Origin of the sequence: Gordonia aichiensis NBRC 108223, from assembly GCF_000332975.1 — a bacterium.
GTDB lineage: Bacteria > Actinomycetota > Actinomycetes > Mycobacteriales > Mycobacteriaceae > Gordonia > Gordonia aichiensis.
Window position 1 is genome coordinate 649,253 of the sequence record NZ_BANR01000003.1, and the last position, 12,538, is coordinate 661,790.

General features: G+C 67.5%; 14 protein-coding genes. 8 read left to right on the top strand and 6 right to left on the bottom strand.

Going from position 1 to position 12,538, the window contains the following annotated elements:
* The first annotated feature begins 13 nt into the window (after window positions 1-13).
* From mshB to cofG, 5 genes are all read left to right on the top strand, one after another.
* A complete protein-coding gene (gene mshB, locus GOACH_RS04455) occupies window positions 14-874 on the top strand; it encodes an N-acetyl-1-D-myo-inositol-2-amino-2-deoxy-alpha-D-glucopyranoside deacetylase (protein ID WP_005171165.1) in 861 nt (286 codons plus the stop codon).
* Window positions 874-1,245, top strand: coding sequence for a hypothetical protein (locus tag GOACH_RS04460; RefSeq protein WP_005171168.1), 372 nt, complete (start codon window positions 874-876; stop codon window positions 1,243-1,245). Before mshB ends, GOACH_RS04460 begins: the two co-directional genes overlap by 1 nt.
* A 77-nt stretch (window positions 1,246-1,322) precedes the next feature.
* Window positions 1,323-2,507, top strand: a complete 1,185-nt coding sequence (locus GOACH_RS04465) for a hypothetical protein (protein ID WP_005171170.1) — start codon at window positions 1,323-1,325, stop codon at window positions 2,505-2,507.
* Window positions 2,504-4,024 carry a flavin-containing monooxygenase gene (locus tag GOACH_RS04470; RefSeq protein WP_005171174.1) on the top strand — a complete coding sequence of 507 codons (1,521 nt, stop codon included), beginning with the start codon at window positions 2,504-2,506 and terminating at the stop codon, window positions 4,022-4,024. The genes GOACH_RS04465 and GOACH_RS04470 overlap by 4 nt, the downstream gene beginning before the upstream one ends.
* A gap of 8 nt (window positions 4,025-4,032) precedes the next feature.
* Entirely contained in the window at window positions 4,033-5,265 is a 1,233-nt protein-coding gene (gene cofG / locus GOACH_RS04475; RefSeq protein ID WP_085950582.1) for a 7,8-didemethyl-8-hydroxy-5-deazariboflavin synthase CofG, read from the top strand.
* A gap of 23 nt (window positions 5,266-5,288) precedes the next feature.
* Here the strand turns inward: cofG and GOACH_RS04480 are convergent, their stop codons facing one another.
* Complete coding sequence (locus tag GOACH_RS04480) at window positions 5,289-5,657, bottom strand: rhodanese-like domain-containing protein (RefSeq protein ID WP_005171177.1); 369 nt, start codon at window positions 5,655-5,657, stop codon at window positions 5,289-5,291.
* A gap of 24 nt (window positions 5,658-5,681) precedes the next feature.
* Window positions 5,682-6,281: a cupin domain-containing protein gene (locus GOACH_RS04485; RefSeq protein ID WP_005171179.1), complete on the bottom strand. Its 600-nt coding sequence runs from the start codon at window positions 6,279-6,281 to the stop codon at window positions 5,682-5,684.
* Between the two features lie 463 nt (window positions 6,282-6,744).
* Between GOACH_RS04485 and fdxA the strand changes: the two genes are divergently transcribed.
* Both fdxA and dapC read left to right on the top strand, forming a co-directional pair.
* Complete coding sequence (fdxA, locus tag GOACH_RS04490; protein WP_040517748.1) at window positions 6,745-7,077, top strand: ferredoxin; 333 nt, start codon at window positions 6,745-6,747, stop codon at window positions 7,075-7,077.
* 1 nt (window position 7,078) lies between these two features.
* Entirely contained in the window at window positions 7,079-8,206 is a 1,128-nt protein-coding gene (gene dapC, locus GOACH_RS04495; protein WP_005171184.1) for a succinyldiaminopimelate transaminase, read from the top strand.
* 81 nt (window positions 8,207-8,287) lie between these two features.
* On the opposite strand, the gene dapD is transcribed toward dapC, so the two are convergent.
* The 4 genes from dapD to GOACH_RS04515 all read right to left on the bottom strand — a co-directional run bounded on the left by dapD (window position 8,288) and on the right by GOACH_RS04515 (window position 11,302).
* Window positions 8,288-9,256 (bottom strand): 2,3,4,5-tetrahydropyridine-2,6-dicarboxylate N-succinyltransferase, encoded by a 969-nt coding sequence (gene dapD / locus GOACH_RS04500; protein ID WP_083859015.1) that lies wholly within the window; start codon window positions 9,254-9,256, stop codon window positions 8,288-8,290.
* Window positions 9,257-9,316: 60 nt separating this feature from the next.
* Window positions 9,317-9,604 carry a hypothetical protein gene (locus tag GOACH_RS04505; RefSeq protein WP_005171188.1) on the bottom strand — a complete coding sequence of 96 codons (288 nt, stop codon included), beginning with the start codon at window positions 9,602-9,604 and terminating at the stop codon, window positions 9,317-9,319.
* Window positions 9,605-9,774: 170 nt separating this feature from the next.
* Entirely contained in the window at window positions 9,775-10,065 is a 291-nt protein-coding gene (locus tag GOACH_RS04510; protein ID WP_005171189.1) for a hypothetical protein, read from the bottom strand.
* A 220-nt stretch (window positions 10,066-10,285) separates the two neighbouring features.
* Window positions 10,286-11,302, bottom strand: a complete 1,017-nt coding sequence (locus GOACH_RS04515; protein ID WP_005171190.1) for a zinc-dependent alcohol dehydrogenase family protein — start codon at window positions 11,300-11,302, stop codon at window positions 10,286-10,288.
* Between the two features lie 62 nt (window positions 11,303-11,364).
* Between GOACH_RS04515 and dapE the strand changes: the two genes are divergently transcribed.
* Window positions 11,365-12,486, top strand: coding sequence for a succinyl-diaminopimelate desuccinylase (gene dapE, locus GOACH_RS04520; RefSeq protein WP_174320794.1), 1,122 nt, complete (start codon window positions 11,365-11,367; stop codon window positions 12,484-12,486).
* The last annotated feature ends 52 nt before the right edge of the window (window positions 12,487-12,538 follow it).

Here is a 12,538-nt window from a genome sequence, read left to right on the forward strand (position 1 = left end):
GAGCGACCGTCGAATGCTGCTGCTGCACGCGCACCCCGACGACGAGACGATCATGACCGGCGGCACCATCGCGCGGTATCTCGCCGAAGGCGTCGACGTGCGCGTGCTGACGTTCACGCTCGGCGAGGAAGGGGAGGTGATCGGCGACGAATGGGCGCAGTTGGTCGCCGACGGGGGTGCCGACCAACTCGGCGGCTACCGCATCCGTGAGCTGACCGACGCGCTGGCGGCACTCTCACCGGAGGACGCCGCACCGCTGCGGCCCCGATTCCTCGGCGGCGCCGGGCACTGGCGGGACTCGGGAATGGCGGGATCGCCGTCGGCCGAGCATCCCCGCGCACTCGCGCAGGCACACTTCGACGATGTCGTCGCGACCCTCGCGAACGTGATCGCCGACGTCGATCCGCAGGTACTCGTCACCTACGACACTGCCGGGACCTACGGCCATCCCGACCACAAGATGGTCCACACCGCGTCGATGGCAGCGATCCCGTTGGTGGAGGCCAGGACCGGACGCGACCTGATCGTCTGGGAATCGGTCACCGAACGCAGCGCCCTGCAGAACGGACTCGCGACCGCGCGCATCGTCCCGGACGGATGGCGCATGCCGAACCCGGGCGAGTTGCCCAGCTACGCCGACGACGAGATCGATGCGGCGATCGACGTCAGCGCGGTCTACGAGCGCAAGGTCGAGGGGCTACGCGCCCACGCGACCCAGGTGACCGTCGCCCCGTCGGGCACCGAGTACGCACTCAGCAACAACATCCTGCAGCCGATCATGCGAACCGAGCACTTCGTGCTCGGTTCGGGCAGGCGCCGCAGCGGATCCGGCCGTCGTACGACCGACCTCTTCGCGCCAGACGGAGACGCGTGATGCGTGTCATCGACCGTGTACTTCTCGGATTCCTGATCGTCGACGGTCTGATCGTCGGGCTACTCTCCGTTGGTTTCGTCTACCTGCGGGTGGGGGGAGCTGCGGTTCCGATCGCCGCGGTCATCGCAGGTCTGCTCAACTGCGTACTGCTGTGGTTGGCAGCGAAGTACACCGACGGGCCGCTTCGGTACGGGCCGCTTGTCGCGTGGCTGTTGGTGCTCGCGGTGGCGGGAATGGGCGGGCCCGGCGGCGACGTCATGCTCGCGCTGCAGGGAAGCACGACGCTCGCGACCCTGCTGCTGGTGATCATCGGGCTCGGCGCGCCCGTCGCGCTGGCCTGGTCGAGGCGTCTACCCGAGGCCGAGGCATGACGATCTGCGCGGTGGCCGCGGGGATGTGAGCGGCAGTCGCCGCGGCGCCGACCCACGCGGTCGTTAGAGTGTTTTGCATGGTGTTGCGTGCGTGGGCGTCCGATCGCCCCGCCCCGGTCGGAGCGGTGCGGTCGGCGTTGGCCGTTCTGCGCGCCGATCCGACGTCGGTGACCGACGCCGAGTGGGTGGCGCTGCTCGGCGCCGACGGCGACGAACTCGCCGAGTTGTGTGCGCTCGCCGACGCCGCGCGCACCGAGGTCACCGACGCCGACGTCATGACCTTCGTGGTGAACCGCAACCTCGACACCGCGGTGGTCGGCGTCGCGCATCCGGCCGTCCCGATCGACGCGCTCGTCGCCGAGGCGTGGGAGCTGGGAGCCACCGAGATCTGCATGCAGGGAGCGCTGCCCGTTCCGGGCGGCGGTTCTGTCGGGTCTGATGACGGGTACCTCCGGATCATCGAACGTATCCACACCGCTGCGCCGGGAATCCACCTGCATGCGTTCCGGCCGCCCGAGATCCGCGACGGCGCCGCGCGCATGGGGCTCGGCGTGCCCGATTTCCTCCGCCTGGCATCCGATGCGGGACTCGGGTCGGTACCCGGAACCGCGGCCCAGATCCTCGACGACGACGTGCGCGCCGCCCTGCACCCGGCAGGGCAGCCCGCGCCCGTGTCCGAGTGGGTCGACACGATCCGCGCCGCCCATCAGGCAGGTCTGTTCTCGACCGCGACTCTGTTGTACGGACACGTCGAGACCGCCGAGCATGTGGTGGCACACCTACGTCTGCTCAACCGCATCGCCGACGAGACCCATGGCTTCCGCGAACTGATCGTGATGCCTCTTCTCCCGCAGAACGCGCCGCCACACCTCGTCGACGTGGCGACCCGCATGGTCAGCCCGCGCGAGTCCCGCGCCGTCCACGCCGTTGCCCGCCTGATGACCGTCGGCCACATCGACCACCTCCAGGTCGCCTGGACCAAACTCGATCGCGACGTCGTCCTCGACGTCCTGGCGGGAGGAGCCGACGACATCGGCGGACTCCTGCTCGACGGCGAGCTCTCGCCCGAGTCCGGCCAGGAAGCGGGCGCCACCCTGACCGTCGACGACGTCGTCGACATCGCGGCTGCGGTGGGCCGGGCCCCCCGGCAACGACGAACCGACTACGGCCCACCACCCGAGGGGCGTCGAATCGTGTTGCCGCAGAGGATCAATGCGCTGGGTACGAGTACCCTGGGCGAGAATGTGCGGGCCTGCCGGTGAGCGAGGATCCCACGGGAGTGGATAACCCCGTCGGTCGGGGCGCTGCCGAGCCGGATGTCGACGTCGTGATCGTCGGCGCCGGATTCGCCGGAATAGGCATGGCCACCAGGCTCGCCCGACGCCGCCGCGAGTCGTTCGTGGTTCTCGAGCGGGCGGGAGCTGTCGGAGGAACATGGCGCGACAACACCTATCCCGGTATCGCCTGCGACATTCCGGCTCACCTCTACTCGTTCTCCTTCCGCCCACCAGCCGATTGGTCGTCGGTGTATCCGAGCGGCGCCGAGATTCGCGAGTACCTCGAGCGGACCGTCGTCGACGAGGGGTTCGCCGACCGACTCCGACTCGACTGCGAGCTGCTCGACGCCGCATGGGACCCGGACTCCGCGCGCTGGACGATCACGACATCTGACGGCGAGATATCCTGTCGCGCACTGGTTCTCGCGGTAGGTCGACTGTCGGAGCCGCGCATCCCCGACATCGGGGGTCTCGATACCTTCACCGGCGAGGTGGTGCACACTGCTGCCTGGCGCGACGACCTGGCCCTTGACGGTGCACGCATCGGGCTGGTCGGCACGGGCGCGTCAGCAGTGCAGATCGCGCCGCACCTCGCCGAGAAGGCCGAAGAACTCGTCGTCTTCTGCAGGACGCCACCGTATGTCGTGCCCCGTGACGACCGGGCGTACTCGGTCGAGGAGCGTGCCGCCTATCTCGATCCCGCAGTCGCCGACGACGTGCGCGATCAACTACTGCGTGATGCCGACGCGGCGTTCCGACAGCGGCTGGCGCTGCGCCCAGACATCGACGAGATCCGTGCGCGAGCCAGCACTCACCTGCACGATCAGATCAGCGACCCGGAACTTCGCTCGGCGCTGACCCCCGACTACGAGATCGGGTGCAAGCGGATACTGCTGAGCGACGACTTCTATCCGACACTGATGCGCGACAACGTGATCGTCGAGCCGAGCGCGCTGGATACCGTGCGCGAGTCGAAGGCGCGCGCGGCCAGCGGGCGGTGTCACGATCTCGATCTGCTCGTGATGGCAACAGGTTTCGAGGCAGCGCGTCCTCCGGTGGCCACCCGCATCACCGGCGCGCGGGACGAGCGGCTCGATGCCCACTGGTCCGACGGGATGACATCGTACGCATCCACCACCGTGCACGGCTTTCCCAACATGTTCGTGCTCGACGGTCCGAACGCCGCCCTCGGACACAACTCGGCGATCTACATGATCGAGACCCAGCTCGCCTATGTACTGGGCGCGCTCGACGTATTGGGTGCCGAGGGCATCCGATCGCTGGAGGTCACCGCCGAGGCAGAAGCGGCCTATACCGCGGAGATCGACGAACGCGCGTCGTCGACGGTGTGGCTGACCGGGTGCAACAGTTGGTATGTCGACCCCGGGAGCGGCAGGCTCACTCTGCTGTGGCCTGGTACGGCTGTCTCATTTCGTGAGCGAAACGGTACATTCGATGTGGAGCCGTACGACGTCGAGACCCGCGAGGGGGTGTGCGGATGACAACGGTGATGACTGCACGTGAAGCGCTCGACGTGGTGAGCGCCGGTGGCGATGTCGGACTCGCCGAGGTGACGGCACTGTTGTCGGCGGCCGGCGATGACCTGACCGATGTGGCGGCGGTCGCGTCCGCGGTGCGTGACGAAGGGCTGGCCGCAGCGGGCCGCGACCGCCAGATCACCTACTCGCGCAAGGTATTCGTGCCGCTGACCCGACTGTGCCGCGACCGCTGCCACTACTGCACCTTTGTCACGGTGCCGGGAAAACTGGCCAGGGCGGGCGAGGGCATGTTCCTCGAGATCGAGCAGGTACTCGCGATTGCACGTCAGGGCGCTGCCCTCGGCTGCAAGGAGGCGCTGTTCACACTCGGCGACAGGCCCGAGGATCGCTGGCCCCAGGCGGGCGAATGGCTTGCGGCGCGCGGTTATTCGTCGACCCTCGACTACGTGCGCGCCGCGGCGGTCGCCGTCCTCGAAGACACCGGTCTGCTGCCGCATCTCAATCCTGGCGTGATGAGCGCGGACGAGATGTCGGTGTTACGACCGGTCGCGCCGTCGATGGGAATGATGCTCGAGACGACGTCGCGTCGATTGTTCACCGAGAAGGGGCAACCGCACTACGGCAGTCCCGACAAGGACCCGCTGGTGCGGTTGCAGGTGCTCCGCGATGCGGGTGATCTGCGGATTCCATTCACCACGGGCATTCTCGTCGGTATCGGCGAGACCGTGACCGAGCGTGCCGAATCGCTTCTCGCACTTGCCGACGTCGCGCGCGCCGGCCACATTCAGGAAGTGATCGTGCAGAACTTCCGCGCCAAACCCGACACCGCGATGCGCGGCACACCGGACGCGGAAATGACGGAGTTCCTCGCGGCAGTGGCGACGGCGCGCATCGTGCTGGGATCGCGGATGCGGGTCCAGGCGCCGCCGAATCTGGTCTCGCGCGAAGAGTGCGCTGCGTTGATCGCTTCGGGTATCGACGACTGGGGCGGGGTGTCGCCTCTGACGCCCGATCACGTCAACCCCGAGCGCCCATGGCCCAATCTGACCACACTTGCAGAGATCACTGCGGAGTCGGGATACGTTCTCGCCGAGCGGATCACGGCTCAGCCGCCCTACGTCCTCGACGCAGACAACTGGATCGACGCCGCGCTGAGGCCGCACGTGGCGGCGCTCGCAGACCCGATCACCGGATTGGCGGCAGACGCTCGTCCGTCGGGCCGACCCTGGCCTGCCGTCGCGTGAGGAACCCTGCGGGACAGCGACGCTCAGCCGACTGACTGCGCGGCGAGAATCGCCTGGTAGCCACCGATCACGTCGGTGGCGCGGTGCAAACCGAGTTGCTGCAGAGTCGCCGCGGCCAGCGACGAGCTGTAGCCCTCCGAGCACAGCACGATCCACCGCACGTCGTGGTCGACGGCCTCGGGGATGCGGGCATCACTGGCCGGGTCGAGCCGCCATTCGAGCACGTTGCGTTCGAGCACGAGCGCGCCCGGATACTCGCCTTCGGTAGCGCGTTGCGCTGTCGGTCGGATGTCGACGAGGAGGCCGCCGTTCGCGAGCTCTGCCGGAAGGTCCGCGGCGTCGACTCGCTCGAGGTTCTCGCGTGCGTTGAGCAGAAGGTCATTGATCGTCATGGGCACCACGCAAGGTTATCGAGGTCATTCGGGTTCGTCGGTGAGTTCGGTGCGCGTGCGCCGCAGCCGACCGGTGTCGGTGACCTCGTAGAACGACATCGCGGTCAGCGGCGGCGAGTAGGCGTGCACGCTGAGCGTCGGGCCCGGCTCGTGGAGCGAACCGAGCCGGTGCGACGTGGCGTGGGACTGGTTGAGTCCGCGCAGCGGAGGGGCGCTGGCATGATGCTGGACGTCGTGCACCCACCCGAGCGGGAACGATGCCTGGTCACCCGCGGACAGGATGCGGAGCGCGAGATCATTGCCCGTCCAGCGGTACTCGCGCAACGCGCCTGACAGCACCGTCAGTGCGCCGAGCGAACCGGCGTGGTCGTGCAGGTCTGTCGACCGGTCAGGTGTCCAGCTGATCAACCAGAGGTCGAGATCGTCGTCGGATTCCAGTCGCGTGGACCAGCGTTCGACGGGATCCCAGCTCGGGGGAAGCAGGTGGTTGTACCGACCGTCGAGTACGTCGGCGACGCCTTGGTCGGTGATGCGTAGCAGGTCGGCGGGTCGAAGTCGGGTGGGAAGGGTGGCACTAGTCGGTCGTGTCGCGGCGCGGTGCACGGGATCAAGAGTCGAGGTCATGAGCACTCCGGACGAAAGGTGGTGAGGGCGGGGCCGGGGGATCAGCGGCGTCGACAATGCGCGATTGCCAGTCCCACGCTGATGTGCTGGACCCCGCTCCGGACGATGATCAGACTCACCCGGTCAGGATGCGCCGGGCAGGCACGCGGCGCGAGGGTTGGCGTCACGCTGAACACAAAGCCGTTCCGTGCTGGGCAGCGGTCCGGACGCCCGTCGAAAACTGTGATCTTCGTCGTGCCGAGTTGTCTGACCGGGGCAGATGTGTGTGCCGGTGCGGGGCGATGTGTGCCCTGGGGGTGCCGGACAGATAAGCTTGAGGACGCGTGTGCGGTCTGCGGCTGTCTCGGGGGAGGTCGAGGGGGTGTGCGCGTGCGGCGCGATCAGCCCTCGCGCCAGGTCCGCTGCCGTGTCGCACACGCAGGCCAACGCGGACACAAGCGTTTTCAGTGCGAAGAAGGAGTATGTGGTGACGTACATCATCGCGGAACCCTGCGTGGATGTGATGGATAGGGCCTGCGTCGAGGAGTGCCCTGTCGATTGCATCTACGAGGGTGGCCGCAGTCTGTACATCCAGCCGGATGAGTGCGTGGACTGTGGTGCCTGCGAGCCGGTGTGTCCGGTGGAAGCGATCTTCTACGAGGACGACGTCCCCGACGAGTGGGAGCCCTACGTCAGCGCCAATGCCGACTTCTTCGACGACCTCGGTTCGCCCGGCGGCGCGAGCAAGGTCGGCAAGACCGACTACGATCCGCCGTTCATCAAAGCGCTCCCGCCGATGAACGAGGGCGAGGACTGACTTGCACACGGCCCGTCGGGCACGTGTGAGCGAGGCCCTTCCCGATTTTCCCTGGGATTCGCTCGCGGAGGCCAAGGCGACGGCGGCAGCACACGAGGGCGGGATCGTCGATCTCTCGGTCGGCACGCCCGTCGACCCGGTCGACACCCTCATCCGTGAGGCGCTGGCGGCGGCGTCGGATTTCCCCGGTTACCCGGCGACTGTTGGCACGGCGGACCTTCGCGCGGCAGCTGCTGCGGCGTTGGCTCGGCGCTACGGCGCGACCGGGCTCGACGACTCGTCGATCCTCCCGGTGATCGGGACCAAAGAGGCCATCGCGGGGTTGTCTGCTGCACTCGGCATCGGCCCCGGCGACAACGTCGTGATCCCCGAGGTCGCCTACCCGACCTATGAGGTGAGTGCGCTGCTCGCGGGCGCTTCGGTGACGCGCGCCGATTCGACGCTGCAGATCGGCCCGGTCATGGGCAGCTCAGCGCCGTCGCTCATGTTCATCAACTCGCCGTCGAACCCGACGGGGCGCGTGCTGGGCGTCGATCACCTCCGCAAGGTGGTGTCGTGGTGCCGTGAGCACGGAACGATCCTCGCGTCCGACGAGTGCTACCTGGGACTGTCGTGGGACACCGAGGCCGTCTCGATCCTCGACCCGCGGGTCAGCGACGGCGATCACACGGGACTGTTGGCGATTCATTCACTGTCGAAGATCTCCAACCTGGCGTCGTATCGCGCGGGCTTCTTCGCCGGCGACAGCGATCTGATCGCCGAACTCCTTGCCGTGCGCAAACATTCGGGCATGATCGTGCCATTTCCCATTCAGGCGGCCATGACCGCTGCGCTCTCCGACGACACTCACGTCGAGGCGCAGCGTGCCCGCTACCAGTTGCGTCGCTCGCGACTGCTGCCCGCCGTACGCGAGGCGGGTTTCCGCGTCGACGACTCGGAGGCCGGTCTCTATCTGTGGGCAACCAGGGGCGAAGGCTGCCGCGACACCGTGGCGTGGCTTGCCGAGCGGGGAATCCTGGTGGCACCCGGCGACTTCTACGGTCCGCTCGGGGGCAACCACGTGCGGTTCGCACTCACCGCCACCGACGAACGCATCGACGCCGCGGTGGAGCGGCTGACGGTCGCCTGAACACACAAACACGCGCTTCCGACATCAGCACGCGATGCTTCGCTCGCGGACGTCAGAAGCGCGTGTTCAGGGCGCCGGATCTCAGTTGTTCTTGTGCAGCGCCTCGTTGAGCGCGATGCCGTCGCCCTTCCACGGCACCACTTCGACGGCGCCGGTCAGGCTGTTGCGGCGGAACAGCAGGTTCGACTGACCCGAGAGCTCACGCGCCTTGATCGACGCTCCGTCGGGTCCGGTGACCTTGGTGCCCGCGGTCACGTACAGTCCCGCCTCGATGACGCAGTCGTCGCCGAGCGGGATGCCGCACCCGGAGTTCGCCCCGAGCAGGCACCGCTTACCCAGCGAGATGATCTCCTTGCCGCCGCCCGACAGCGTGCCCATCGTCGACGCCCCGCCACCGATATCCGAGCCGTCGCCGACGACGACCCCGGCCGAGATGCGGCCTTCGACCATCGACGAGCCGAGCGTGCCCGCGTTGTAGTTGACGAACCCCTCGTGCATCACGGTGGTGCCCGGCGCGAGGTGCGCGCCGAGGCGTACGCGGTCGGCGTCGCCGATCCGTACCCCGCCCGGGGCGACGTAGTCGACCATGCGGGGAAACTTGTCGATGCTGAGCACCATTACGTGGCCGCGGGCGCGCAGGCGTCGTCGAACCTTCTCGAAGCCCTCCACCGGACACGGGCCGAAATTGGTCCACACGACGTTCGACAGCAGGCCGAAGATACCCTCGAGGTTCGCCTGGTGCGGCGCGATGAGTCGATGCGACAACAGGTGTAGTCGCAGGTAGACGTCGTAGGCATCGGTCGGTGCCGCCGACAGATCGGCAATCGAGGTGCGGATCGCGACGATCTTGACCCCGCGCGCCTCGTCAGGCCCGACCAGGTCATTGAGGTCGGTGGGGATGTCGTCGCCCTCGAGGATCTTGGTGTCGGCCAGATCCGGCGTCGCGAGTTCGGGGTCCGGATACCAGACGTCGAGAACAACGCCGGGATCCGCCGACCCCCCGTTGGTCACCGTTGCGATGCCTGTTGCGTAAGCGCCATTCGTCGTCACGGGCAGGAGTTTACCGGCGACCTTGTTCCGCAGGAGGGGAGGTCGCCGGTAGTCACTTGCTCAGTGCTGGTGATACATGAGGTCGTACTCGGCGCGGTCGTGATCGCTGTTCACCGGAAAGAACGCGCTGTGGTGCATCCGGTGACTCAACGTGATCAACACCGCCGCGCTCCCGACGAATGCGGCCACCATCACCAGAGCCCACACGATTCCTGCGGTGGGCTCGTGAGTGGCGAACATGGTCAGCGAGACCGCCAGCGACAAGAATCCGACCAGTACAAGGACGAATGCGACGACACCCATCGGATGGTTGCCGTGCGAGACATGTGACCTGTGGAAAGTGGTCATGGCGCCATCTCCTCGAATCGACGACGCCCCTCACCCTAGTGTTACCGAGGTCACATTTCGGCGGTTGAAGCGGGTAAGATTCGACAGTCAACCGCGCCCCGATCGCCGAGGTCGGGGCCCCGCCCAACTCGGGACCCCGACCTCGGTGGGTGGGACAATCGCACCGCGTGTCACGCGGCCTGGTGTCGATAGACCTCCAGGTAGTGCTGCTCTTCGCGCGACGTCGCGTCGGGCAGCAGTGCGCTGTGGTTCAGGCGCCGCGTCATGACCGAGACGATGCCGATGCCGACCGACATGGCGATCACCGCGACGATCGCCGCGGTGAGTGCGGCTGCCCCGTTCCCGAACGCGAGCGCGGTGAGCGCGAGTGGCGCGGCGCCGAAGCCGACCAAGAAGATCGCGAAGCCGGCGATGGCTGCGGGGTGCTGCGGGTTGTCGGTGTGCGTGCGCTGGATGGACATCGAACATCATCTCCTCGACGAATGTGGTCTACACGTCCATGCTCGACCCCGGTTGCGCTGGGGGAGAGGGTCTTTCGTCCCGTCCCCGGTGGGCCTTCGGCAGCCTTGCGAGATGCGGCCCGATCAGTATGACGAGCGGCCCGCGAATGTGGGGCGTCTGTCATACCGATCGGCGACAGGTGGTGGCTGACGGTTCGGGGCGGTCGACACCCCTGGGGAGTCAGGGCCGCAGCAGCGTCTTGATCGCCCGGCGTTCATCCATCGCCGCGTAGCCCTGCGCAACCTCGCTGAGCGGGAGTTCGAGGTCGAAAACCTTGCCGGGGTTGATCTCCCGGTTCGTGATGCGCGTGATGAGTTCCGGCAGGAAGCGTCGTACCGGTGCCGGTCCGCCGTGCAGATGCACGAGCTTGTAGAACAACTGGTCGCCGGGGATCTCGACGCCGTGCGCCACTCCGACGAATCCGACGTGATCGCCGGGCCGCGTCGAATCGATCGCCTGCGTCATCGACTCCTGGGTGCCCACGGCCTCGATCACCGAGTGCGCACCGAGTCCCCGTGTGAGTTCCTTGACGGCCGCCACTCCGTCGTCGCCGCGCTCGGACACGATGTCGGTGGCGCCGAATTCCACCGCGAGCTTCTGCCGCTGCTCGTGGCGACTCATCACGATGATCCGTTCGGCACCCAACTGCGCGGAGGCAAGCACCGCCAACAGGCCGACCGCGCCGTCGCCGACCACGACGACGGTCTTGCCCGGGCCTGCCTCTGCGGCCGACGCACCGAACCAACCGGTCCCGAGGACGTCGGATGCCGTGAGCAGATCCGGCACGATCTCGTCGTCGGGCACCTCCGGTGTGGCCACCAGAGTGCCGTCGGCGAGCGGAACCCGCAGGTATTCGGCCTGTGCGCCGCGCACCGGGGCCCGATGTACGCATCCGGTCTGGTATCCGGCCAGGCAGATCTCGCAGGTGTTGTCGGAGGCGAAGAACGAGCCGATGACGAACTGTCCCGGAGCGACGGTGCGCACCGCGGACCCGACCCCCTCGACGATCCCGACATACTCGTGTCCCATGTGCACTGGCGGGTCGATCGCGTTGATCCCGCGGTAGGTCCACAGATCCGAACCGCACACGCATGTCGCGGTGAGTCGCACGATGGCATCGGTCGGTTCGTCGATCTGCGGACGTTCGACCTCCTCGAACCGGACGTCGAAGGGCGCGCGAATGACGGTGCCGTGCATACAGCTCAGTCTGCCATCGTCCACGGTCGGCATCGCAACGACGGGGGCGCAGCGATAAGTTGGTGGTCGTGAGTACACCCCGAACACCGGTCGCACATCTCGATCTTCGTGCCGACCCGGTCGAGTTGACCGCGGCCCTCGTCGACATCGAGAGCGAGTCGCACAACGAGTCCGCGATCGCCGACGCCGTGGAAAAGGCCTTGCGCGAGCAGACGATCGGGTTCGAGGTGCTCCGACACGGCAACCGTGTGTTGGCGCGCACCGACAGCGGCAAAACCAGCCGGGTCATCCTCGCCGGTCACCTCGACACCGTCCCGGTCGCCGACAACCTGCCGAGTCGACGCACCGTCGACGACGTCGAGGGTGATGTGCTGCACGGCTGCGGCACCGTCGACATGAAGTCGGGCGACGCGGTGTTCCTCCATCTGGCGGCCACGATGGACGATCCCGCCCACGACCTCACGCTGATCTTTTACGACTGCGAGGAGATCGCTGCCGAGTACAACGGTCTGGGGTTCCTCGAACGTGAACTGCCCGAATGGCTTTCGGGCGACGTCGCCATCCTCGGCGAGCCGACTGCCGGCCAGATCGAGGCGGGGTGCCAGGGGACGCTGCGGGTGCGGCTCACGGCCGCCGGGACACGGGCTCACTCGGCGCGATCCTGGATGGGCGACAACGCGATTCACAAATTCGCAGGTGTGCTCACCACGCTCGCGAACTACCGGCCCCGCAACGTCGACATCGACGGCTGCGAGTACCGCGAGGGCCTGTCTGCCGTCGGTATCGGAGGCGGCGTCGCGGGCAACGTCGTCCCGGATCACGCCTGGGTCACCATCAACTTTCGCTTCGCGCCCGATCGCAGTGTCGACGACGCCCTCGACCACGTCCGCGACGTGTTCGCCTACGACCTCGACACGGGCATGATCACCCTCGAACTCACCGACGCCGCGCCCGGGGCGTTGCCAGGGCTGAGCCACCCCGCCGCTGCTGCGCTGGTCGACGCCGCGCAGGGTCGGTTCCGCGCCAAGTACGGATGGACCGATGTCTCTCGGTTCTCCGCGCTCGGCATCCCCGCGGTCAACCTCGGGCCCGGCGACCCCAATCTCGCCCATCGGGTCGACGAGCGCGTGCCCGTTAAGCAGATCATCGAGGTGACCGAGTTGCTGCGGACGTATCTGTCCTGAGCATCTCCGGTCCCGACCACCGCCGTGTCCGCTCGCGCATCGACCGTCGGGC

Excerpts from the sequence above, each read along its gene's own strand:
- mshB (WP_005171165.1), top strand. The coding sequence starts at position 14 with ATGCTGCTGCTGCACGCGCACCCCGACGACGAGACGATCATGACCGGC.
- GOACH_RS04460 (WP_005171168.1), top strand. The coding sequence starts at position 874 with ATGCGTGTCATCGACCGTGTACTTCTCGGATTCCTGATCGTCGACGGT.
- GOACH_RS04465 (WP_005171170.1), top strand. The coding sequence starts at position 1,323 with ATGGTGTTGCGTGCGTGGGCGTCCGATCGCCCCGCCCCGGTCGGAGCG.
- cofG (WP_085950582.1), top strand. The coding sequence starts at position 4,033 with ATGACTGCACGTGAAGCGCTCGACGTGGTGAGCGCCGGTGGCGATGTC.
- GOACH_RS04480 (WP_005171177.1), bottom strand. The coding sequence starts at position 5,657 with ATGACGATCAATGACCTTCTGCTCAACGCACGCGAGAACCTCGAGCGA.
- GOACH_RS04485 (WP_005171179.1), bottom strand. The coding sequence starts at position 6,281 with ATGACCTCGACTCTTGATCCCGTGCACCGCGCCGCGACACGACCGACT.
- GOACH_RS04505 (WP_005171188.1), bottom strand. The coding sequence starts at position 9,604 with ATGACCACTTTCCACAGGTCACATGTCTCGCACGGCAACCATCCGATG.
- GOACH_RS04510 (WP_005171189.1), bottom strand. The coding sequence starts at position 10,065 with ATGTCCATCCAGCGCACGCACACCGACAACCCGCAGCACCCCGCAGCC.
- GOACH_RS04515 (WP_005171190.1), bottom strand. The coding sequence starts at position 11,302 with ATGCACGGCACCGTCATTCGCGCGCCCTTCGACGTCCGGTTCGAGGAG.